The sequence below is a fragment of the Bradyrhizobium sp. CCBAU 051011 genome (assembly GCF_009930815.1).
In the GTDB taxonomy this organism is placed as follows: Bacteria; Pseudomonadota; Alphaproteobacteria; order Rhizobiales; family Xanthobacteraceae; genus Bradyrhizobium.
In genome coordinates, this window is the sequence record NZ_CP022222.1 from 8,710,488 (window position 1) to 8,732,713 (window position 22,226).

The window sequence follows — 22,226 nt, forward strand, 5'->3', positions numbered from 1 at the left end:
GTCACTTCCAGAAAATTTCGTTTATTCACAGAAGTTTAGCCCCGGGATTGGCGGTCGCGGACCAGCACAAATAGCCATCCCCTGCCGAACAGCAGAATGATGGTAACCCCATAAACGAACGCGCCAGCGACAATCAGCAGCAACAATGCGGTCTCGTCGCGGAAAGTATGCATTGACGCGAAATAGACGGCCGCGAATCGTGCGATGCCCCACAATGCGGCGGCGAGCACGACACCGGCAGCCGCGAACTTGGCGAAAGACGTCATCCAGGTGCGATCGAATTCGAGATAGCCGGCCCGCACCGCAAAAAACAGCACCAGCAGGAGATTGACCCAGGCGCCGATGGCGGTGGCGAGCGCCAGGCCGATCTGCGCCAGCGTACCCATCAGCGCGACCTTCAGCGCCACGTTGACGGCAACGCCGGTCAGCGCCGCCTTGACTGGCGTCGCGGTATCGTGACGGGCGTAGAAGGTCGCGACCGCGCTGCGGATGGTCACGAATGGAATCAGCCCAATCGCGTAAGCCGCCAATGTGGCGCCCGCGGCGACCGCATCCGCCTTCGAGAACGCGCCGCGCGCAAACATCGCGCGCATGATGACATCAGGCACGGTCAGGAACGCGGCAACGAACGGCACCGAAAACAACAGCGAGAATTCGAACGCCCGACGCTGCGCGACGGAGGCGCCGGTGACATCGTTGGCGGAGAGGCGCCGCGACATTTCCGGCAGCAGCACGGTGGCGATCGCGATCCCGATCACGCCGATCGGCAACTGATTGAGGCGGTCCGCATAATACAGCGCCGAAAGCGCGCCCGCCGGCAGAAAGGTCGCGATAATGGTGTCGGCGAACAGTGCGATTTGCGTTCCCATCGAGCCGAGGGTCGCAGGCCCCAGCGCCCGAAAGAACGCGCGCACGTCTTCGTCGAGCCTCGGGATTGCGAATTTCGGCAGGATCCCGCTCTTTGTCGCGTCGCCGGCCAGCAGCAGGAATTCAAGGACGCCGGCAAGCAGCACGCCCCAGGCGGCGGCGTAGCCCACGCCCGGAAAGAACGCGGCCAGCGCCAGCGTCGCCATCATCGACAGATTGAGGAAGATCGGCGCCGCGGCGGCGCTGGCGAAGCGATGCATCACGTTGAGCATGCCGCCATACAGCGTCACCAGCGTGATCAGCAGCAGATACGGAAACGTGATCCGCGTCAGCGAAATCGCCAGTTCGCCGCGCGCCGGATCGTCCTTGAACCCCGGCGCGAGAATGGCGATCACCTCCGGCATGAACACCCAGGCCAGGATGAGCAGGATGACCTGCGCGCCAAACAGCAGCGTGAAGATGCGGTCGGCGAACAGCCGCGCCGACGCTTCGCTCTTGCCGTGCAGATGCGCATAGGCCGGCACGAAGGCGGCGTTGAAGGCGCCCTCGGCGAAAATCGCGCGAAAGTGATTGGGCAGCCGCAACGCCACGAAAAACGCGTCCGCCACTGGACCCGCGCCGAGAATGGCGGCGAGCATGATGTCGCGCGCGAATCCGGTCAGCCGCGAAAGCAGCGTGTAACCGCCGACAGTGAAGATGCGTCCGAGCATGCGCCGCTTCTAGCGCATATTCGTCAAACGGTGAAATCAGGCAGAAAGGGCGCCGCGCACCGCCGCGATGACACGATCCTGCGTCGCCTCGTCGAGATAGGCGTGAATCGGCAGGCTGATGACGTCGTCGGAGAGCTGTTCGCTCACCGGCAGCCCGCCATCCACTACCGGGAAACCCTTATACGCGGTCTGCTGATGCATCGATTTCGCATAATAGACCATGGTCGGAACGCCCTGCGCCTTCAGCGCTGCCGCAAAGCCGTCACGATCGGTCCCCTTCGGCAGGCGGATGGTATACTGCGCCCAGATCGATGTGCATCCGGAGGCCAGGCGCGGCACCGTCACGACGTTGCCGAGACCGCGGGCATAACGCTCCGCGACGCGGTTGCGGGCCGCGATCTCGTCCTCGAAAATCTTCAGCTTCTCGATCAGGACCGCCGCCTGCAGGGTATCGAGACGTCCGGTCAGGCCGAGACGCACATTGTCGTATTTGTCCGAACCCTGGCCGTGGACGCGGATGCTGCGCAGCGTCTCGGCAAGCTCGTCGTCATCGGTAAAGATGGCGCCGCCATCGCCGAAGCAGCCGAGCGGTTTGGTCGGGAAGAAGCTGGTCGCGGTCGCAAGTCCCAACGAACCGATCCGGCGGCCCTTGTAGCTCGCGCCAAACCCCTGCGCGGCGTCGTCGAGCACGAACAGGCCCTCGGCCTTCGCCACCGCTGCGATCGCATCATGGTCGGCGCTTTGGCCGAACAGGTCGACGGGGATTACCGCCCGCGGCTTCAGGCCACGCTGCCTGGCCGTCGCGACCCCACGCTTGAGCGAAGCTGCATCCATGTTGAATGTTGCTTCATCGACATCGACGAACACCGGCGTCGCACCGGTCAGCGCCACCGCTTCGCCGGTCGCGCAGAACGTGAACGAGGGGCAGAAGACGGCGTCGCCCGGGCCGACCTCCCTCGCCATCAGCACCATCAGCAGCGCGTCGGTGCCGCTCGCGCAGCTCACGACATGCCTGGCGCCGCAGAAATCCGCCAGCGCCTTCTCCAGCACGGCGACTTCCGGACCGTTGATGAAGAGGCAATGGCTCGTCACCCGCGCCATCGCCTCATCGATCGATGTGCCGAGCCGCCGGCGTTGCGACGCGAGATCATAGAAAGGAACGGGTTCTGGGCGCATGTGCTGGTTCATGGAGCCTTGCAGGAATTCGGAGTGAGGTCAGCCGACGACGCGGCGCGGTCCCTTGCGCACGGCGGAGGCCGCGGGCTTGGCGGGCTGTTCGAGACAGCGGATGGCGATCTCGAGACTGGCGACGCCCTCATCGCCGGACACCGCCGGTACATTGCCGGTGCGGACGGCATCGAGGAATGCGATCAGCTCGGCGCGCAGCGGTTCGTCATGGCCGACCGGCAGATGGCGCATCGAATAGCTGCCGTCGGGCTTGAAGCCGAAACACTCGGTCACCTGCCGCGTCAGGAGGTCGCCCATCACATATTTGCCGCGGGTCGCCACCGTGACGCTGCGCGCCTTGAACGGCGTCAGCCAGTTGGTGTTGATGTGGGCGAGCACGCCGGAGGCGGTGCGGAATTGCAGGAGAGCGATGTCCTCGCGCTCGGCAACCGCGCTGGAAAGCTGCGGCTGCACCTCGACGATATCGGACTCGGTGAACCAGCGGATCAGGTCGATATCGTGAACGGCAAGATCGATGACGACGCCGACATTGGACATGCGCGGCGGAAACGGCCCGACGCGGGTGATGCCGATCGACAGAATATCCTCGCCCGAGATCGCCTGCTTGATCGCCGCGACCGCGGGGTTGAAGCGCTCGACATGGCCGACCATCAGCGTCACGCCGGCGCTCTTCGCCGCATCGACGATGTCCCGCCCCTCTTCCACCGTCGAGGCGACGGGTTTCTCGACCAGGAGATGGATGTTGCGGGTGATGCAGGCCAGCGCAATCTCGTGATGCAGATGGGTCGGCGCCGCGATCGTCACGGCATCGACGCCCTCGTCGAACAGTTCGTCGAGCTCGGCGAAGGCGCGGCAGCCGGCAAGCGCAGTGGCGCGCGCGCGGTGTTCAGGCAAGGGATCGACGATACCGACCAGCGTCACGCCGGGCAGGCCGGCCAGCACACGGGCATGGTTGCTGCCCATCACGCCCGCGCCGACGACGCCTACACGCAAGCCGCGTTTTTCACCGGTCTTCGCGTCGGAAGCGGACCCTTTGGAACTCATGATTTGTAGACCCCAAGCAGATTCGGCGCTGGAACTTTCCCCGGCGGTTCTCTAGCACGCCGTCACAGACGTGGCGAATGCGATTGGCGGTTTTCGGACACGTTTTGATTCAAACAGTTACAACCGCAGGACCGGTAGAATTACGGTCTCCGCTCAACTGCGCTTGTAGTCGTCCTCGATGCGGATGATGTCGTCCTCGCCCAAATAGCTGCCGGTCTGGACCTCGATCAGTTCGAGCTGGATCTTGCCGGGATTTTCCAGCCGGTGCACCGCGCCGATCGGGATGTAGATCGATTCGTTCTCGTGCACGGTCTTGACCAACTCGTTGACGGTTACCTGCGCCGCGCCGCGCACCACAATCCAGTGCTCGGACCGATGATGATGCTTCTGCAGCGACAACCGCCCGCCCGGCTTGACGATGATGCGCTTGACCTGATGACGGTCGCCATTGTCGACCGACTGATAGGAGCCCCAGGGCCGATGCACCCGGATGTGATCTTCGGTCACCTGCGGCGCCACCGTCTTCAATTTCGCGACCAGCCGCTTCAGGCCGTTGGAGTCCTTTTGCCTGGAGACCAGCACGGCATCTTGCGTTGCGACCACCACGAGATCGTCGACACCTTCCAGCGCGACCAGCGCGCGGTCGGTCGAAACGTTGCAGTTGCGCGAATCCTCGAACACGGCTGCACCGCGCGCCGCGTTACCCTCGCCGTCCTTGCCGGACAATTCCCACACCGCATGCCAGGAGCCGACATCGGACCAGCCGCATGCGACCGGCACGACGGCGGTGCGCGCGGTCTTTTCCATCACCGCATAGTCGATCGAGATCGACTTCGCTGAACCGAACGCGGCCTCATCGAGCTTGACGAAGCCGAGGTCGGTGCCCGCCTTCGCCACCGCATCGGTGACGGCCTGGACGCTTTCCGCGTCGACCTTGCGATATTCGTCCGACAGCACGGCAGCGCGGAACATGAAGTTGCCGCTGTTCCAGAGATAGCCTGCCTCGACATAACCCGCCGCCGTTGCCGTATCCGGCTTCTCGACGAATTTCGCGACTGCGCGAACCTTGCCGGAAATCACCTCGCCGGGATTGATGTAACCATATTCAGTGGCGGCGCGTTCGGGCTGCACGCCGAACGTCACGATGTGGCCGGCTTCCGCCGCGGCCAGCCCCTCGCGACAGGCGGCAACGAAAGCTGGCGTGTCGCGAACCACGTGATCGGCGGCGAGCGCCAGCACGATCGCGTCCTTGCCGCGCGCCTCTGCAAAGGCGGCGCCGGCCGCAATCGCCGGACCGGAATCGCGCCGCATCGGTTCGAGCAGTACGTCTGCCTCGAGCCCGATCTCCGCCAGTTGCTCGAGCACCATGAAGCGATAGGCGTTGTTGGTGATGATGACGGGCCGCTCGAACAGATCAGCGTCCGAAACCCGCAACAGCGTGTCCTGGAACGTCGAGCGCTCCCCGAACAGACACAGGAACTGCTTGGGGTGTACCTCACGCGAGGCCGGCCACAGCCGCGTTCCTGCTCCGCCGCACATGATCAGGGGAATAATTCGTCGGGTCATCGGGCCTCAAATCCTGTAGTAGTCACGGTACCACGCGACAAAATCGCGAAGCCCGTCCTCGATCGAAGTCTGCGGCCTGAAGCCGGTGTCGCGCATCAGTTCCGCGACGTCGGCAAAGGTCTCGGTCACATCTCCAGGCTGCATCGGTAGCATCTCCCGGACCGCCGCGCGCCCCAGTTCCCGCTCCAGAACCGCTACCACATGGGTCAGCTCTTCCGGATGATTGTTGCCGACATTGTAAATTCGTGCTGGCGCACCGGCGACCGGGCCGCCGTCGCGCGGGGCCTGGTCGACCAGTTGCACTACGACGCGCGCCGCGTCGTCGATATGGGTAAAGTCGCGCCGCATCCGGCCATGGTTAAAGAGCCTGATCGGGGTGCCCTCCACGATCGCCTTGGTAAAGAGGTAAATCGCCATGTCAGGACGGCCCCACCGCCCATAGATGGTAAAGAACCGCAGGCCGGTCGCCGGAAGGCGATAGAGATGGCTGTAGGAATGCGCGATCAGCTCATTGGCCTTCTTTGTAGCGGCGTAGAGGCTGACCGGATGGTCGGTCTTATCGTCTACCGAAAACGGTAGTTTCGTATTCGCGCCGTAGACCGACGAGGACGACGCATAGATCAGATGGCCGCATCCGTGATGCCGGCAACCTTCCAGCACATTGACGAAGCCCGCAAGGTTGGCGTCGACATAGGCATGCGGCCGGTCAATCGAATACCGCACGCCGGCCTGCGCCGCGAGATGCACCACCCTTGCAAAGCGGTGCTTGGCGAACAGGCGTTCCATGGCGGCGCGATCAGCGAGGTCGACCTGCTCGAATGCAAAGCCCTGCTCACCGCGCAGGATATCCAGCCGCGCCCGTTTCAGCGCCGGATCATAATAGTCGTTGAGATTGTCGAGGCCGATGACGGCGCGGCCCTCGGCAAGCAGCCGGCGAGCGACGTGAAAGCCGATGAAACCCGCAGCTCCAGTGACCAAAATGGATTGATCCGGCATCATATCCCTCGGGGGCACCGCTCAACGGCTGAAATTTCTGTCCCCGAGCCTTTTTACCCGCGTTGCCGAGGCCGCCGCAACACCTACCAGCCCCGCTATTGCCAGAACGGCTCGAAAACCATACCAAGGCGCCGAATTGCATCGCTTTGCACCCCCCTTCTCAAACCCGGCATGGGCGAGATGCGCCGTATCCTGCTTTCGACATTAAAGATACTGGTCTCGGCGGCGCTGCTGTATTTCTCGCTGCGCAAGGTCGACCTTGCCGACCTCGCCGCTCGCATCGACGTTTCCAGCCTGGGCTGGATCGGTGTAGCGATCGCGGTGACGTTCCTGCAGATCTTCATCGGCGTGCTGCGATGGCGCGAGATCAGCGCCGAGTGCGGTGCGCCGCTGCCGACCCGGCAGGCGATGCGCTTCAACGTGATCGGAACCTTCTTCAACCAGACGCTGCCCTCCTCGATCGGCGGTGATGCGGTCAGGCTGTGGCTGGTGGCGCGCAGCGGTCATGGCTGGCGGGCTGCGACCTATTCCATCTTCGTCGACCGCGCCATTGGCCTGATCGCGCTCGCGGTGGTCATCGTCGCGAGCCTGCCCTGGAGCTACCGTCTGATCACCGATCCGCACGGCAGGTCGGCGCTCTTGTTCGTCGATTTCGCAGCGCTTGCCGGCGGCCTCGGATTTCTCCTGCTCGGCAGGCTCAAATGGCCGTGGCTGAAGCACTGGTGGGGCACCCACCACATCCACGCCTGCTCGGTGATCGCCAACCGCGTGCTGTTCAGCCCTACCCACGGCCCGAAGGTCGCGGTGCTGTCGCTATTGGTGCACGTGCTCGCCGTCGTCATCGCCTGGTGCGTGGTGCAATCGATCGCAGCGCCGGTGGTGTTCAGCCAGATCTTCCAGCTCGTTCCACCCGTCATGCTGATCACCATGCTGCCGATCTCGATTGCCGGCTGGGGCGTCCGCGAGGCCACCATGGGGCTGGCGTTCGGCTATGCCGGCCTGATGGCCAATGAGGGCGTCAACATCTCGCTGCTCTATGGCGCGGTGTCCTTCATCGTCGGTCTGATCGGCGGGCTGGTCTGGATATTGAGCGCCGAGAAAGCCGCGCAGGGCACGGCGCCGATCGAGGTTCCCAAATAATCTCCGAATAACTTCCGCGCGGGTAGAATGGCCAATTCGCAATTAGTGCTGTCGTTTGCCGCAGCGGTCCCGGCGGCGCTGTTGTCGGGCATCCTGACCTGGGCGATCCGACCGCTCATGGTGCGAATAGCGCTGGCGAAACCAAATGCGCGTTCTTCCCATCGCATATCGACGCCGCAAGGCGGCGGCATCGCTGTCATCGCGGCCACGCTGATCGCGGCGACCGCCGTCATTGCACTTGCCGGCGCAGCAGACATGAAAATTCCCATCGCGATATTCGGCGCTACGCTGTTCATCGCGGCCGTCGGCTTTGCCGATGACGTCAAACCCCTCCAGGTCCTGCCGCGGCTGTTGCTGCAGGGACTTGCCGTCGCAGCGGTGATCGTTGCCGCGCCCGAAAGCCTTCGGATCGTTCCCGCCTGCCCGTTCTGGCTCGAGCGCGGCCTGCTGTTGCTCGCAGGCCTGTGGTTCGTCAACCTCGTCAACTTCATGGACGGGCTCGATCTGATGACGGTCGCCGAAATCGTGCCAGTCACCGCCGCGCTGGTCCTGCTCGGCTGGTTCGGCGATCTTCCGGCGTCGACAACGGTCGCCGCAGCAGCCCTGTTCGGAGCGATGCTCGGCTTTGCGCCTTTCAACCGGCCGGTGGCGAAAATCTTTCTCGGCGATGTCGGCAGCCTGCCGATCGGCCTGCTCGCCGGCTGGTGCCTGCTGCAGCTGGCCTGGCATCAGCAAGTGGCAGCAGCGCTGCTGTTGCCGCTCTATTATCTCGCCGACGCCACCATTACCCTGCTGCGGCGCATCGCGAGGGGCGAGCCGTTCTGGGCGGCGCATCGCAGCCACTTCTATCAGCGCGCCACCGACAACGGATTTTCAGTATCGGGCGTGGTGCGCGAGGTATTCGCGCTCAACATTCTGTTGGCCGCATTGGCGATCGGCTCGGTGATGACGTCTTCGCCCGCGATCTCCGGCCTGCTTCTTGTTGCGGGAGCTGTCGCCACGGCGTTTCTGATGCGCCGCTTCTCGCGCCGCGCGCCGTCTATCGGCTAATAGCTCGGCTTCTTCTGCGCCAACTCGCGGATCAGGCCGCAATACTCGGTCATGGCGATCTCAAAATCGAAACGTTTGGAGATTTCAGCCGCGCGTTCGGCCCGCTGCGGATCGATGGAACGGACAGCGCGACCGACCATTTCCGCCAGTTCGTCGGCGTTGCCGGGTTCGACGACCCAGCCGATATCGTGCTCGGTCACCGTCAGCGCCGCCTCGGCATCGGCTTCCGAAACCAGGATCACCGGACGGCCGATTGCCAGCAGATTGTAGAACCGGCTCGGCACCGATACGCCGGCGACGTTCTTGCGGTAGGGAATGATCCAGACGTCCGCGGCCGAGAGAAAAATCTCCAACTCATCGTCCTCGACGCGCTCGACCAGGGTGACGTTCGGAAGTTTCGCCTCCGCCTGCATCGCCTTCAACTGGTCGAAGCCGACCCCCCAGCCCGATAAGAGGAAATGGATATCCCTATCGTCCCGCAGTAACCGGGCGGCCTCGAACACGATCACGGGGTCGTGGGTGAAACCGAGATTGCCCGAAAGCCCGACGACAAAGCGGGCGGACAACGAACGGCGATACGGATTGCCAGGTTCGACCGCGCGGACGCCACGTGCAAGCGTCGCCCAGTTCGGAATGAAGCGGATCTTGTCGCTGGTCATTCCGCCATAGCGCAGCAACAGTTTTTCCGTGTCGCGGCCGATGATGACGACGGCGTCGAGCGCGCGAAACATCGGCGCGTTCAGGGCGCGCATCGCTTTCGCCACGATCGACTGCGGCTTCAACAGGCCAGCCATGACGAGAACGTCGGGATAGAGATCGTGCATGATCAGCACCGACTTCGCGCCTTTCAATTTAGACGCCGCGGCAAAGGCGTAAGGCAACATGAAGGGCGCGGGAACCGTAAGCGTGACGTCGCCGCGCTTGAGCCTCGCCAACAGCACGAAAAACATCCGGACCGTGAACAGCAATTCGGCCACTGCTCGCTTTCCTAGCGCGCCCTTTGCCGGCATCCAGCTCCTGGCTTCGACGACCTCCGGCTCGCCCGTTTGCGCCGATGTCGCGGAGCCTGCCGTGCCCGACAGCACCAGAACGTCGGCCTCCTGCGCCACGCGTTGCGAAATCGATGCCATGATCGCCGCCGTCGTGCTCGGATCCGGCGGATAATGCTGGCTGACGACGACGACTTTTCCGTAACTCTGCATCTTGGCTTTCGAACCGGCCCGCATGGCCGGCGGACACCGAAAAAAGATCAGGCGGCGTTCGAGCCGAACTCGGGCACGGCGTCCTTGAGCACCGCGCGGATGGTGGAACGGTCATCCCGCGCAATCGCATCCTCCAGCGCCGCGATCCATTTGCGCAAGGTCTGCATCGGCGGCTCGTTCGGCTTGGCCGCCATGATGCCGGCGACCCCGATCTCTACCGTCGGCTCCTCGCTGGCGAACAGGATCTCGTTCAGCCGCTCGCCCGGCCGCATGCCGGTGAACACCACCTCGACATCGACGCCGGGCTCGAGGCCAGACAGGCGGATCATCCGCTCGGCAAGTTCCACGATCTTGACCGGCTGTCCCATGTTGAGGACGTAGACCGAGACGTCGGGCCGTGCCGGCGTCAGCGCATGCGTCGCCGCGGTCAGCACGAGATCGCAGGCTTCGCGGATGGTCATGAAGTAGCGGACCATGTCCGGATGCGTCACCGTGACCGGGCCGCCGGCCTCGATCTGCGCCTTGAATTTCGGCACCACCGAGCCGTTCGAGGCCAGCACGTTGCCGAACCGCACCGAGATCAGGCGCATGTGCGGCTTGCCCGCCGATTGCGTCATCAGGTCATGGTCGAGCGCCTGGCAATACATTTCGGCAAAGCGCTTGGTCAGGCCGAGCATCGAGACCGGTTCGATCGCCTTGTCGGTCGAGATCATCACCATCGCGGTCGCGCCCGCCGCCATCGCCGCGTCGGCGACGTTGACCGATCCGAAAATGTTGGTCTTGACGCCCTCGCTCCAGTCGCGCTCGAGGATCGGCACGTGCTTCAGCGCAGCGGCATGGAACACGATATCGGGCCTGAATTCCCGCATCAGGTTCATGATCCGGTCGCGATCGCGGATATCGGCGATCCGGCCTTCGATCACGGCGTTGGCCGCGCGCGCCGTCAGCGCCTCCGTCACCGCGTAGAGCGCCGGTTCCGAATGTTCGATCACCAACAGCCGCGCGGCGCCGAAGGTCGCGACACGGTCGCATATCTCCGAACCGATCGAGCCACCGCCGCCGGTGACGATCACCGCCTTGCCCTTCACCAGCGTTTCAAGCCGCGCGTAATCGATCTTCTCGCTCGGCCGCAGAAGGAGGTCTTCGACGGCGACGTTGGTCAATCTCGGCACGTCGCCGCTTTCGAGCGACGGCAGGCGGCTGACGAACAGGCCGAGCCGCTTGGCACGCATCAGAACCGCTTCGGGATGCGCCTCGGGTTCGAACGCCGACGGCGTCATCACGAGCCGCGCAATCGGCTTTCCGCGGCGGGCATAGTCGCGGATCACGTCCTCGACGTCATCGATGCCGCCGAGCACCGGGACGTTGCGGATCGATTGCCCGCGGTCTGCAGCCGACGGCGACAGCACGCCGACCGGCCAAAGCTGCTTGACGGCGCCGCTCTCGATCGCGCGCAGCAGCACCTCCGCGTCGGCGGCGCGTCCGATCAAAAGGGTCGGCGACGCGCCTTCGGTCCGGGCATGGCGGCGAACCCGCGTGTAACGGAAATAGCGGTAGCCGAAACGGAGCGCGCTCAGCGCGAATATCTGGAGAAACCAGTAAAGAACGATGGTGATGCGGCCGAACAGCACCGGCGCCTTGCCGTTCGATGCCCCGAAGATGAACGCATAGTCCAGCACGATGAGCGCGACCGCCAGGACGCTCGCCACCCGCAGGATGTTCAGCGCATCGGGAAGCGAAATGAAACGCCATTTCGTCGTCGTCAGGTTGAAGACGTAACAGATCACGACGCTGAAGATGACGAACAGCGGCAGGATGCGCAGCAACAGCGGCAGGCGGGCATAGAAGGCCTCGCCGCCCTCGAAGCGCAGGTAGAAGCTCGCCAGCAGCGCAAGCGCCGTCGCCAGCCCATCATGCGCTGCGATCAGGAAATTGCGGCGGGTCAGTTGCGAAAGAGGCGTCATTCCAATGGCCGGATGCGGGAACGATCGGGATTCGCGAGGCGCGTCCCCTCGCCCGCTGATATCTTATCTCCGGCGCGCATGCCAGCGATCATGCCCGGGCTGTTCCGGAAGATTCGGCGGCCTCGGATCTGGCGCGAAGCACCATGCCGCCAGCTACCCCGACGCCGAGCACATACATCCACCCCTCGTGAAAATCGAACAGATGCGAGTTGAACAGCGAACTGAATACGTTCTGCAGCACCACCATCAGCCCGATCCAGGCCGCTAGCCCCTCGCCGCGAAACAACGAGAAGTGAAAAAACCACATTGCGTACAGGATCACGACCCCGACAGCACCCCACTGGACCGCGACGTTGAGGGTCTGGTTATGCGGGTTCCCGATCACCGCCCCCTGCGCCAGCGCCGCAGGCCCGGTTGCCGCCGCCTCGAACAACCGTCGGGTCGATCCCGTGCCGTGGCCGATCACCGGCGCCTCGGCAAAGAACCGCAACGACTTCTCCCAGAATTCCAATCGCAGCCCGATCGACGTTGGCTGATTGAATTCCTTATAGATGCGGTAATCCCGCGAGAATTTGTCGGTGGTCGCCTGCAATTGCGGCGATAAGGTCCAGGCCAGCGCGCCGAGCACGACTGCGGCTATGAACAGCAGCATGTTGGTCCGCCACCTCAAATGCGCCATCGCGAACACGGCAAGCATGATCGGCAGCGTGACCAGCGCCGTGCGCGACACGATGACAAACGCCATGTTGAGGATGAAACTGGCCGCGACCGCGGTCAGCAACAATGCCTGTCTGATTTTCCCGTCTCGCAGCAATGTGATGATGGGGAAAGCGAGCACGACCGTGCACAGCACGAATTCCTGGCTCTGGTCGATGTAGTTCTTGACGAAAATGCCCCGCTCCGCATCGTCCTCCTTGAGCGTGAAGGATGGTTCGAGCAGCACCAGCCAGGATACCGGCACCAGCAGCGCGCAGGAAACCAGGAAGCCGACGAATACCCACATGCCGCGCGTCGAGCGTTCGAAATGATAGAGCAGGAACGGCAAAAAGAGCAGCTTTGTCGCCGGACTCAAAGCGTAGGTGCGTGCGTTCCAGGGCGCATCCGACCAGAGGGTTCCGATCGCGGCCAAAGCCACAAGTGCAATCGGAAGCGCACAAATCGGCCGCAGCAACGAGCGCAGGAACGGGCGCCATTCGATCACCGCGACGTGGGCGAAAAACCATATCGTCATGCCGATACCGACGCCGCTGGTCGACCACGGCAGCAGGACGGCAACCGCGACCGCAATCAGGTCAACGTTCAGCATCCGCGCCGCCGGATCGTGGCGGAACGCAAATATCCGAGAAAAAATCCAACTGATCGAGCGCGGCTCCCCGCGCTCACCGTCGACACTCATGGTCGCGTCACCGGATCCGCTTTCTCACTGCGTTGTTTGGCCGCGAGGGTCATGCCGCCGGCAACGCCGACACCGAGCACGTACATCCATCCCTCGTGAAAGTCGAACAGATGCGAGTTAAACAGAGAGGTGAACATGTTCTGTACGACGACCAGCAACCCGATCCAGGAAACGAGGCCGTTGCCGCGGAACAGCAACAGATGCGACAGCCACGTCGCATACAACAGTATCACCCCTATGACGCCCCACTGCACGGCGACATTGAGCGTCTGATTATGAGGATTGCTTATAACCGAGCCAGCAGGCGATTCGGAGTAGTTGGTCGCAGCCCGCTCGAAGAGTCCGCGCAGCGAGCCTGTTCCGTGACCGAAGACCGGCGCCTCCGAAAAGAACCGCACCGATTTTTGCCAGAACTCGAGCCGAAGCCCAATCGATGTCACAGTTTGTTCCGTCTTGTAGAGCTGATAATCCCTGAGAAATCTCTTGGGGCCCCAGCGCAAGTCGGTCGTGGTGAACCAAAGGACACCCACGAGAGCGATCATTACGCCGATGATGATCAAACTGGTGCGTCGCCTCAGGTGAAGCAGCGCAAACACCGCCAGCATGATCGGCATTGTAACGATGGCGGTCCGGGAGACGACTACGAACGCCATGTTTGCGATGAAACCGAGCGAAACTGCGCACAGCACCAATGCTTGCCGCATCTTCTTCACCCGCAGCAGACTGACGATCGGATAGATCAGCGCGATCGCGCAGAGTGCAAACTCCTGACTCTGGTCGATGTAGTTTTTGACAAAGATGCCGCGATACGCATCTTCACCTGGTTTGAGCGAGAGGCTTGGATAAATCGCGATCAGCCACGACATTAGCATCAGCAGAGCGCAGGACACCAGGAATGCGATAAAGACCCACATCCCCCGCGACGATCGCTCGAAATGATAGAACAGCGCCGGCAGCACCAGGAGCTTGAGGGCTGGACTGATGGCGGCAAGCCGCACGCTCCACGTCGCGTCCGCCCATAACGTACCAACGGCGGCCAGACCGACCAGTGCGAGCGGCAAGTAGCAGATCGGCTGTTTCAGCAAACGCCCGTAGGCCCGCCAGTCCATCACCCAGGCCACGGCGCCGAGCCAGCAGAGCACGAAGATCGCCAACACCGTCGTCGACCAGGGCAACGCAAACGCGGCCAGAATGGCGAAGATATCCGCGATCGTCATCCACAGCGCGCGGTCACGCCAATATCGTCGCACCAGGGACATCGGTGGCACCACAGCACTAACGCTCACGCATTGTCTCCCCGTGCGCGGCCGACCAGCGACGTCGTGCTGTGGCCTGGCAGAATGTCGACGAGCATCACCTCGCCGCCGGTAGCCTCGACGATCTCGTGGCCGACGACCTGCTCGCGGGTGTAGTCGCCGCCCTTGACCAGCACGCTTGGCCTCACCTTCGTAATCAGTTCGATCGGCGTGTCCTCTTCGAAGATCGCGACGAGATCGACCGCCTCCAGCGCCGCCAGCACTTCGGCGCGCGCCCGCTCGTCCTGCACCGGGCGCCCCTCGCCCTTCAGCCGCTTCACCGAGGCATCGCTGTTGAGGCCGACGATCAGGCGGTCGCAGGCGCCGCGCGCGGCCGTCAGCACCTTGACGTGGCCGGGATGCAGAATGTCGAAGCAGCCATTGGTGAAGCCGATGCGCAGCCCCTGCCTGCGCCAGTCCAAAAGATGCGAATCGAGATCGCCGCCGGCAGCGACGATTTTTTCCTCCGCCGCCAGCGAGGCATGCGGCAGGATTTTCCGCCGCAGTTCCGCCGGCGTCACGGTAGCGGTCCCCTTCTTACCGACCGCGACGGCCGCCGCCGCGTTCGCCATCCTGAGCGCCGTCTCCCAATCCGCCCTGGCCGCGAGCGTCAGCGCCAGCGCCGCGGCGACGGTATCGCCCGCGCCCGAGACGTCGCGCACCTTGACCGGCAGCGCCGGCACGTGGATCGCCTCGCCGCCGCGCACCACCAGCGTCATGCCGTGCTCGCTTTGCGTCACCAGCATCGCCTCGCAATCGGCGAGAACCATCGCGTCCTGCGCCGCGCCGGCAATGTTCTGGTCGCTGTCGGCACGGCTGCGGGTGGCTTCCGCGAACTCCTTGCGGTTGGGCGTCAGCAGCGTGGCGCCGCGATAGATCGCGAAATTGGCGCTCTTGGGATCGACAATCACGCGCTTGCCGAGCTTCTTCGCGGCATCGATGATGTTGCGGATGACACGCGCCGTCAGCACGCCCTTGGCGTAGTCGGACAGCAGCACGATATCGGCGCGCGCGACCTGCGGCAGGATCGCATCGATCAGCTTTTGCTCGACATCGGCCGCGGCCGGCACGGACAGTTCCCAATCCGCGCGCAGCATGTGGGTGGAAAAATGCTCGGAAACGAAGCGCACCTTGCGCGTCGTCGGGCGCGAGGAATCGGAGACCAGCACCGCCTCGATGAGCTTCTCCCGCGCCAGATCGACTTTCAGCTTCGCGCCGGCCTCGTCCTCGCCGATCAGGCCGACGAAGATGCAGCGCGCACCGAGAGAAGCGATGTTGCGCGCGACGTTGCCGGCGCCGCCGACATTGGTCTCGCTGCGCTGGACGGCGATCACGGGCGCCGGCGCTTCCGGCGAAACGCGCGACACCTCGCCATAAACGAATTCGTCGAGCATGAGGTCGCCGACGCAGAGCACGGTCTGACGCGGGATCGCCTGGCTCAGGGCTTCGAAATCGAACATCTGTCCACCTTAAAGCCCGTCAGCGAAAGCGATCGGCGCGGTCGAGAAAGGCCTTCACATAGGTCTCGACCGCGTCTTCCAGCGCAGTGAAGCCGCCATTATACCCGGCGCGCAGCAGCCGATCGACTTCGCTCTGGGTGAAGTACTGATAGCTGCCCCGGATCTGCTCCGGCATGTCGATATACTGGATGTTCGGCGTGATGCCGAGCGCGGCATAGGCCGACAGCATCAGGTCGCGGAAGCTGCGCGCGGTGCCGGTGCCGACGTTGAAGATGCCGCTCACATCAGGCGTCGACAGCAGCCACATCGTCACCCGCACGACGTCGTCGACATAGATGAAGTCGCGCCGCTGGTCGCCGTCGGCGATTCCTTCGCGATGGGATTTGAACAGTTGCACGGGACGCCCGGTCTTGATGTCGTCGAAGCGCCGCGCCAGCACGCTCATCATCGTGCCCTTGTGATACTCGTTGGGGCCGAACACGTTGAAGAACTTCAACCCGGCCCATTGCGGCGGCAGCCGTTCGCCGCGCGCGGCGCGCTCCGCCACCACCATGTCGAACAGATGCTTGCTCCAGCCGTAGAGATTCATCGGCCGCAGCTTCTTCAGCGCATCCATGGACGCGTCGTCGCCAAAGCCGCTGCTGCCGTCGCCATAGGTGGCGGCCGAGGACGCGTAAATCAGCGGCGTGGCATTCGCCGTGCACCAGTCCAGGAGCCGCATCGACAGGCGGAAATTGGTCTCGATCACCAGATCGCCGTCGGTCGCCGTGGTCTCGGAGATGGCGCCGAGATGGATGATCGCCTCCAGCCGGCGGCCCTTCAGCCAGTCCATCAGTTCCGCGGGCGGCACGAGATCGGCGAGCCGGCGCTTGGCCAGGTTGCGCCATTTGCCGTCGTGCCCGAGCATGTCGCATACGGCCACGTCCCGGCCGGCGTCATTCAACGCCGCCACGACGTTCGACCCGATAAAACCGGCACCCCCGGTCACCAGCAACATGCCATCCCCTGCCTCGATTGTTCGGCGAAAGCTTTGCCCCACTCCCAGGCGGCAGGCAACTTTGCTTCTCTGGCCGAAGCAAAGGCCATCGACCGGCTTTACCTACTGATGCGGAGCGGTTACCGACGGTGCCGTAATCGGTTAGCGGCGCACCAGTCAAGATATGAATTTAAATTCATCACATGAAATCGAACTGGAGGATGCCGCCGACACCAGGCCGATCCTGATCGTCCCCTATATGTGGATTGGCGACTTCGTTCGCGGCCACACGGTCGTGCGGGTCCTGAAACAACGCTGGCCGAACCGTCCGGTCGACCTGCTGGTCACCCCCCTGTGCGCGCCCCTGATCGATTACATGCCGGGCGTCCGTGCCGGGATCGTCTGGGACCTGCCCCGTAGCCGGCTTGCCATCGCCAAGCAGAGGGGGCTGGCCGCTGAACTCCGCGCCCGCAACTATGGAACCGCCCTCGTCCTGCCCCGCACCTGGAAGGCGGCGATTGCTCCGGCGCTCGCCGGGATCCCCGAACGGGTCGGCTTTTTTGGCGAGGTGCGATTCGGGCTGATCAACCGGATGCGCTGGGGCGAAAAGGCCCTGCCCCGCTTCATCGACAAGAACGCCGCACTGGCGCTGCCATCAGGCGCGCCGTTGCCGCCGGAATGGCCGGTACCGCAGCTCGTGATTCCGCCGGAGGAAGCCGCCCGCTGGCGGCAGACGAATGGGCTCGGTATGGGTCCTGCCGTGGCGCTGGGCCCCGGCTCCGTCGGGGCTTCAAAACGATGGACCTATTATCCGGAAGCCGCGCGGCTCCTGATCGAACGCGGTCTCGACGTCTGGGTGGTCGGCGGTCCCGGCGAGAAGGCACTAGCGCAGGAAATCGTCTCCGCCACCGGCGGCAGGGCGCGCGACCTCACCGGCACTGATTTGCGCAACGGCGTTCTGGCGATGGCAGCGGCGAGCGTTGCGATCTCCAACGATTCCGGCCTGATGCACATCGCGGCCGCGATCGGCACGCCGACCATGGGCATTTTCGGTCCCACCAGCCCCTATCTCTGGGCGCCGTTGAACGGCCTTGCCGCGACGGTGCTGCAGACCAAATCGAAGCTGTCCTGCCAACCCTGCCAGCGCACCGTCTGCACCATGAACGACCACCGCTGCATGCGCGACATCGCAGCGTCCGAGGTGGCCGACATCGCGCAGCGCGTGATGGCTCAATCAAGCGCCCGATAAACCGCGGCGATCGCGTTCGCTTCCGCCTCCAGGCTGAATTTTTCAATGACGCGCTTTCGTGCGCGCTCGCCCATCGCAATCGCCGCTGCCGGATCGCGCATCAAGGGCTCGAGCGCCGCCACCAGCGCATCGGCATCGCCCGGCGGCGTCAGCACGCCGGTCACGCCGTCCTCGACCACGAACTGCGCTGCGCCCGCGCGCGCCGCCACCAGCGCCGCGCCCGATGACATCGCCTCGATCAGCGTCAGGCCAAAGCCTTCGTTGCGCGAGGTGAAGGCGTAGATCGTCAGCCGCTGATACCAGCGCTGCACTTGCTCGATTTCGAGCTCGCCGGTGATGACGATGCGCGATTGCAGGCCGGCGGCGTCGATCTGTCGTTTCAAGCCGTCGGCAAAACCCTGCTGCTCCGGGACCACCGCGCCGACGATGACGGCGGTGAAATCCGGATAGCGCGGCAACAGCCGGCACATCGCCTCGACGAAAACATCCGTACCCTTTTGCGCACGCACCCGGCCGAAGCAGCCGATGGCGTAACGTCCCGGCAGTTTTGCCTCCGCAAATGCCACCGCGCGATCGGCCGGCGGCGCGTAGCGCATCGTATCGACGCCGTGCATTACCACCGTTGCCTCGCGCTTGAGAAACGATGCCGACAGTTCTGATGTCGCGATGACGGCGTCCATCTGCCGGATCAGCCAGCGCGTCAGCCGCTTGTGATGCCGCTGTGCGGCGGACGTAAAGACCAGTTTCAGCGGCCAGCCGAGCGCGCGCAGCAACAGCCCCGCGATCATCTCGTCATTGCGCCGCGCATGCCAGATCAGGGAGGTGCGGCGACGCCACAGTTTCAACAGATCCGCAAAACCCATCCGCGCGATGCCGTCGGGCGCGTGCGGACCCAGCCATGCCGCGCGGTACATTGTGGCGAGTACCGGCGCCACCATCCGGTTGGTGGCGGTAACGCCGGAATAGCGCCTGTGCAGATTCGGCACGATCAGTTGCAGATCACTGGCCAAATTGTTCTCGCTCGGCACGTCCGGCTCCGGTTGGGAAGGTTCCTATACGCAACATTAAGCATAGTGGCCAGTTCGCCCCCGCCGAAACCCCCTCTTCACCGCAGCCCCGCTAGCATCGTCACCAAATAAATCGGGAGAGGTGGCCTATGACCGTGCTCGTCACCGGCGGCGCCGGCTATATCGGAAGTCATATGGTTCATGCGCTGGTGGATGCCGGCGAAAGCGTCGTCGTGATCGACAACCTGTCGACCGGTTTTTCCGCCTTCCTGCCGCGGCCCGTGCCGCTGTTCATCGGCGACGCCGGCGACGAAAATCTTGTCGAGGGCGTGATCGCCCAGCACCGCGTCGAGAGCATCATTCATTTCGCAGGCTCGGTCGTGGTGCCGGATTCGATGCGCGATCCGCTCGGCTATTACCGCAACAACACCGTGACGACCCGCAGCCTCCTGAATGCCGCGGTCAAGGGCGGCGTCAACCGCTTCATCTTCTCGTCGACGGCTGCGGTCTACGGCAATCCGGACCAGGTGCCGGTATCGGAGCATGCGCCGACGCGGCCGATGTCGCCGTACGGCTCTTCCAAGCTGATGACCGAAATCATGCTTCATGACGTCGCCAGCGCACACGACATGAAGTACGTCGTGTTGCGCTATTTCAACGTCGCAGGCGCCGATCCGCAGGTCCGCTGCGGGCTTTCTACCGTCGGCGCGACGCATCTGCTCAAGATCGCGGTCGAAGCCGCAACCGGGCAGCGCGCCAAGGTCGACGTCTACGGAACCGACTATCCGACGCCGGATGGAAGCTGCATCCGCGACTTCATCCATGTCAGCGATCTCGCGCAGGCCCATCGCGCTGCGCTGTCATACCTGCGCGACGGCGGAAATTCGATCACGCTGAACTGCGGTTACGGCCGAGGCTATTCGGTACTGGAGACCATCGAGGCCGTGCGCCGCGTCTCGATGCGCAATTTCGCGGTTCAATACGCGCCGCGCCGTCCCGGCGACATCATGACCATGGTCGCCGATACCAGCCGCATCCGCGCCATGCTCGACTGGACGCCGCAATACGACAATCTCGAGACCATCGCGGGCCATGCGCTGACCTGGGAAAAGAAGCTGTTCAGCGAGCGCGGCGGCCTTCCGCAGCACGCGCAATCGGCGTGAAATCAAGCACTTATAGGGCTTGAAAAAGCCCTGTTAAGCAGGCAAGGAGGCATCGCACGAGCCCTGACGCGCCGGTTCGCCCGGCGCCGTCGATGGAACGCGGATGACCGAACTTCCAAGCAAACCGACAAGAAAAATTACCGACGATCCCTACGGCGCGGCGATCCTGATTCGCCGCCTCGTCATGGAACAGGGCTTCGTCTACTGGCGGCGCTATCTGACCGCGTTCGCGCTGATGGGGGTGGCCGCCGGCGCCACGGCGGGCTCCGCCTATATCCTCGGGCAGGTGATCAACCAGGCCTATATCGACAAGAACGTCCTCGGCATCGCCATTCTCTCCGGCGTCACCGTGGTGCTGCTGTTCATCAAGGGTCTGGCGACCTACGGCCACACCGTGATCCTGTCGAAGATCAGCAACGCCATTCTCGCCAACAACCAGCGGCGGCTGTTTGCCAAGCTGATGAGCGAGAGCATCGGCTTCTATTCCGAACGGCATTCCTCCGAATTCCTGGCGCGGCTGACGTCGGGCGCAAAATCCATCACCGATGTCCTGACGCTGCTGATCAATGCCGTCGGACGCGACGTAATGCTGCTGGTCAGCCTGATATTCGTGATGGTGACGCAGGATCCGGTTTTATCGTTTATCGGACTTGTGGTGGTGCCGCCGGCGATGCTGATCCTGCGCAAGCTGGTGAAGCGCATCAAGGGCCTCGCGCACAACCAGTTCACCGGCAGCGCCGACATCATGGAGACCATGCAGGAATCGCTGCAGGGAATCCGCACGGTGAAGGCGTTCACGCTGGAAGACACCATGCAGCGGCGCATCGACGAGAACATCGCCGCCGTCGAGCGCAACGCCAACAAGATGGCGCGGGTCTCCAACCGCTCCAATCCGTTGATGGAAATGCTCGGCGGTTTCGCCGTCGCCGGCTGCCTGCTCTATGGCGGCTACAGCGTGGTGGCGCTCGGCGCCACGCCCGGACAGTTTTTCTCCTTCATGACGGCGTTCCTGCTGGCGACCGAACCGGCCAAGCGGCTGGCGCGCCTCAACATCGACCTCAACAGCCAGTTGGTCGGCGCGCGCATGCTGCTCGAAATCGTCGACAGCCCGGCGAGCGAGCCTGCCGACAACGACAAGCCGGCGCTGAAGCTGTCGAACGCGCGGGTCGAGTTCCGCGACGTCAGTTTCTCCTACCGGCTTGACGAGCCGGTGCTGAAGAACGTGAGCTTCGTTGCCGAGCCCGGCAAGACCACCGCCCTGGTCGGCCCTTCCGGCGGCGGCAAATCCACGGTGCTGGCGTTATTGCTGCGACTCTATGAAGTGAAGCAGGGCGAAATCCTGATCGACGGCCAGGCGATCGCGGGCGTGTCGCGGCAGTCGCTGCGGCGACAGACCGGCTATGTCGGGCAGGACGTCTATCTGTTCCGCGACACCATCGGCGCCAACATCGCCTTCGGCAAGCCGGACGCCACGCAGGAAGAGATCGTGGCGGCGGCGAAGGCCGCCTGCGCGCATGATTTCATCATGGGCTTTCCGCTCGGCTACGACACCCCGGTCGGCGAGCACGGCACGCAGCTCTCCGGTGGTCAGCGCCAGCGCATCGCAGTCGCCCGGGCGCTGCTCAAGAACGCACCGATCATTCTCCTGGATGAGGCCACCGCGGCGCTGGATTCGGAATCTGAAAAAGCGGTGCAGGAGGCGATCGAACATCTCTGCCGGAACCGTACCACCATCGTGATCGCCCATCGCCTCCACACCATCATGCATGCCGACGCCATCCTGGTGGTCGAGGCCGGCGAGATCGTGGAGCGCGGCCAGCATGACGATTTGCTGCGCCGCGGCGGCCGCTATGCTTCCTTCTTCCGCCTGCAGCAGCGCGATGCCGGCCATCCCAGTCTGGCGCCAGTCAGCGCAACCGCGTAAAAGCGACCCGCCGGATTTCCACCTGTAAC

17 protein-coding genes are annotated in these 22,226 nt (G+C 63.8%); 5 read left to right on the plus strand and 12 right to left on the minus strand.

Annotated features, from left to right (window positions below):
- Positions 1–35: 35 nt before the first annotated feature.
- From murJ to ACH79_RS40990, 5 genes are all read right to left on the minus strand, one after another.
- A complete protein-coding gene (gene murJ, locus ACH79_RS40970) occupies positions 36–1,577 on the minus strand; it encodes a murein biosynthesis integral membrane protein MurJ (RefSeq protein ID WP_161855824.1) in 1,542 nt (513 codons plus the stop codon).
- A gap of 36 nt (positions 1,578–1,613) precedes the next feature.
- The gene (locus ACH79_RS40975; RefSeq protein ID WP_161855825.1) at positions 1,614–2,765 is read right to left on the minus strand and encodes a DegT/DnrJ/EryC1/StrS aminotransferase family protein; all 1,152 of its coding nucleotides are present in this window, start codon (positions 2,763–2,765) and stop codon (positions 1,614–1,616) included.
- Between the two features lie 27 nt (positions 2,766–2,792).
- A complete protein-coding gene (locus tag ACH79_RS40980) occupies positions 2,793–3,809 on the minus strand; it encodes a Gfo/Idh/MocA family protein (protein ID WP_161855826.1) in 1,017 nt (338 codons plus the stop codon).
- Positions 3,810–3,962: 153 nt separating this feature from the next.
- A complete protein-coding gene (locus ACH79_RS40985; RefSeq protein ID WP_161855827.1) occupies positions 3,963–5,375 on the minus strand; it encodes a mannose-1-phosphate guanylyltransferase/mannose-6-phosphate isomerase in 1,413 nt (470 codons plus the stop codon).
- Positions 5,376–5,381: 6 nt separating this feature from the next.
- A complete protein-coding gene (locus ACH79_RS40990) occupies positions 5,382–6,371 on the minus strand; it encodes an NAD-dependent epimerase (RefSeq protein ID WP_161855828.1) in 990 nt (329 codons plus the stop codon).
- Between the two features lie 180 nt (positions 6,372–6,551).
- On the opposite strand from ACH79_RS40990, the gene ACH79_RS40995 reads away from it, so the two are divergent.
- Together ACH79_RS40995 and ACH79_RS41000 are read left to right on the plus strand one after the other, a co-directional pair.
- The gene (locus ACH79_RS40995; RefSeq protein WP_161856824.1) at positions 6,552–7,511 is read left to right on the plus strand and encodes a lysylphosphatidylglycerol synthase transmembrane domain-containing protein; all 960 of its coding nucleotides are present in this window, start codon (positions 6,552–6,554) and stop codon (positions 7,509–7,511) included.
- A gap of 27 nt (positions 7,512–7,538) precedes the next feature.
- Positions 7,539–8,561: a glycosyltransferase family 4 protein gene (locus ACH79_RS41000; RefSeq protein WP_161855829.1), complete on the plus strand. Its 1,023-nt coding sequence runs from the start codon at positions 7,539–7,541 to the stop codon at positions 8,559–8,561.
- Here the strand turns inward: ACH79_RS41000 and ACH79_RS41005 are convergent.
- The 6 genes from ACH79_RS41005 to rfaD form a co-directional block, all read right to left on the minus strand.
- Positions 8,558–9,763 (minus strand): glycosyltransferase family 4 protein, encoded by a 1,206-nt coding sequence (locus tag ACH79_RS41005; RefSeq protein ID WP_161855830.1) that lies wholly within the window; start codon positions 9,761–9,763, stop codon positions 8,558–8,560. The genes ACH79_RS41000 and ACH79_RS41005 overlap by 4 nt on opposite strands.
- Positions 9,764–9,810: 47 nt before the next feature.
- Complete coding sequence (locus ACH79_RS41010; RefSeq protein WP_161855831.1) at positions 9,811–11,727, minus strand: SDR family NAD(P)-dependent oxidoreductase; 1,917 nt, start codon at positions 11,725–11,727, stop codon at positions 9,811–9,813.
- Positions 11,728–11,815: 88 nt separating this feature from the next.
- Positions 11,816–13,033, minus strand: coding sequence for an O-antigen ligase (locus ACH79_RS41015; protein WP_161856825.1), 1,218 nt, complete (start codon positions 13,031–13,033; stop codon positions 11,816–11,818).
- An 86-nt stretch (positions 13,034–13,119) separates the two neighbouring features.
- Positions 13,120–14,382 (minus strand): O-antigen ligase, encoded by a 1,263-nt coding sequence (locus tag ACH79_RS41020; RefSeq protein WP_161856826.1) that lies wholly within the window; start codon positions 14,380–14,382, stop codon positions 13,120–13,122.
- Positions 14,383–14,405: 23 nt separating this feature from the next.
- On the minus strand, positions 14,406–15,878 hold the full coding sequence (gene rfaE1, locus ACH79_RS41025) for a D-glycero-beta-D-manno-heptose-7-phosphate kinase (protein ID WP_161855832.1): 1,473 nt from the start codon (positions 15,876–15,878) through the stop codon (positions 14,406–14,408).
- Positions 15,879–15,897: 19 nt separating this feature from the next.
- A complete protein-coding gene (gene rfaD / locus ACH79_RS41030) occupies positions 15,898–16,875 on the minus strand; it encodes an ADP-glyceromanno-heptose 6-epimerase (protein ID WP_161855833.1) in 978 nt (325 codons plus the stop codon).
- Between the two features lie 163 nt (positions 16,876–17,038).
- On the opposite strand from rfaD, the gene waaF reads away from it, so the two are divergent.
- Positions 17,039–18,103, plus strand: a complete 1,065-nt coding sequence (gene waaF / locus ACH79_RS41035) for a lipopolysaccharide heptosyltransferase II (protein WP_161855834.1) — start codon at positions 17,039–17,041, stop codon at positions 18,101–18,103.
- On the opposite strand, the gene ACH79_RS41040 is transcribed toward waaF, so the two are convergent.
- On the minus strand, positions 18,085–19,131 hold the full coding sequence (locus tag ACH79_RS41040) for a glycosyltransferase family 4 protein (protein ID WP_161855835.1): 1,047 nt from the start codon (positions 19,129–19,131) through the stop codon (positions 18,085–18,087). The genes waaF and ACH79_RS41040 overlap by 19 nt on opposite strands.
- A gap of 128 nt (positions 19,132–19,259) precedes the next feature.
- On the opposite strand from ACH79_RS41040, the gene galE reads away from it, so the two are divergent.
- Together galE and ACH79_RS41050 are read left to right on the plus strand one after the other, a co-directional pair.
- Entirely contained in the window at positions 19,260–20,273 is a 1,014-nt protein-coding gene (galE, locus tag ACH79_RS41045) for a UDP-glucose 4-epimerase GalE (RefSeq protein ID WP_161855836.1), read from the plus strand.
- 103 nt (positions 20,274–20,376) lie between these two features.
- Positions 20,377–22,197: an ABC transporter ATP-binding protein gene (locus tag ACH79_RS41050; protein WP_161855837.1), complete on the plus strand. Its 1,821-nt coding sequence runs from the start codon at positions 20,377–20,379 to the stop codon at positions 22,195–22,197.
- Positions 22,198–22,226 lie beyond the last annotated feature (29 nt).

Coding starts and splice junctions, on each gene's coding strand:
- ACH79_RS41000 (WP_161855829.1), top strand. CDS start 7,539: ATGGCCAATTCGCAATTAGTGCTGTCGTTTGCCGCAGCGGTCCCGGCG.
- ACH79_RS40975 (WP_161855825.1), bottom strand. CDS start 2,765: ATGAACCAGCACATGCGCCCAGAACCCGTTCCTTTCTATGATCTCGCG.
- rfaE1 (WP_161855832.1), bottom strand. CDS start 15,878: ATGTTCGATTTCGAAGCCCTGAGCCAGGCGATCCCGCGTCAGACCGTG.
- ACH79_RS41050 (WP_161855837.1), top strand. CDS start 20,377: ATGACCGAACTTCCAAGCAAACCGACAAGAAAAATTACCGACGATCCC.
- ACH79_RS40985 (WP_161855827.1), bottom strand. CDS start 5,375: ATGACCCGACGAATTATTCCCCTGATCATGTGCGGCGGAGCAGGAACG.
- ACH79_RS40995 (WP_161856824.1), top strand. CDS start 6,552: ATGCGCCGTATCCTGCTTTCGACATTAAAGATACTGGTCTCGGCGGCG.
- ACH79_RS41010 (WP_161855831.1), bottom strand. CDS start 11,727: ATGACGCCTCTTTCGCAACTGACCCGCCGCAATTTCCTGATCGCAGCG.
- ACH79_RS40990 (WP_161855828.1), bottom strand. CDS start 6,371: ATGCCGGATCAATCCATTTTGGTCACTGGAGCTGCGGGTTTCATCGGC.
- rfaD (WP_161855833.1), bottom strand. CDS start 16,875: ATGTTGCTGGTGACCGGGGGTGCCGGTTTTATCGGGTCGAACGTCGTG.
- ACH79_RS40980 (WP_161855826.1), bottom strand. CDS start 3,809: ATGAGTTCCAAAGGGTCCGCTTCCGACGCGAAGACCGGTGAAAAACGC.
- ACH79_RS41005 (WP_161855830.1), bottom strand. CDS start 9,763: ATGCAGAGTTACGGAAAAGTCGTCGTCGTCAGCCAGCATTATCCGCCG.
- ACH79_RS41020 (WP_161856826.1), bottom strand. CDS start 14,382: ATGTCCCTGGTGCGACGATATTGGCGTGACCGCGCGCTGTGGATGACG.
- galE (WP_161855836.1), top strand. CDS start 19,260: ATGACCGTGCTCGTCACCGGCGGCGCCGGCTATATCGGAAGTCATATG.
- ACH79_RS41015 (WP_161856825.1), bottom strand. CDS start 13,033: ATGCTGAACGTTGACCTGATTGCGGTCGCGGTTGCCGTCCTGCTGCCG.
- waaF (WP_161855834.1), top strand. CDS start 17,039: ATGAATTTAAATTCATCACATGAAATCGAACTGGAGGATGCCGCCGAC.
- murJ (WP_161855824.1), bottom strand. CDS start 1,577: ATGCTCGGACGCATCTTCACTGTCGGCGGTTACACGCTGCTTTCGCGG.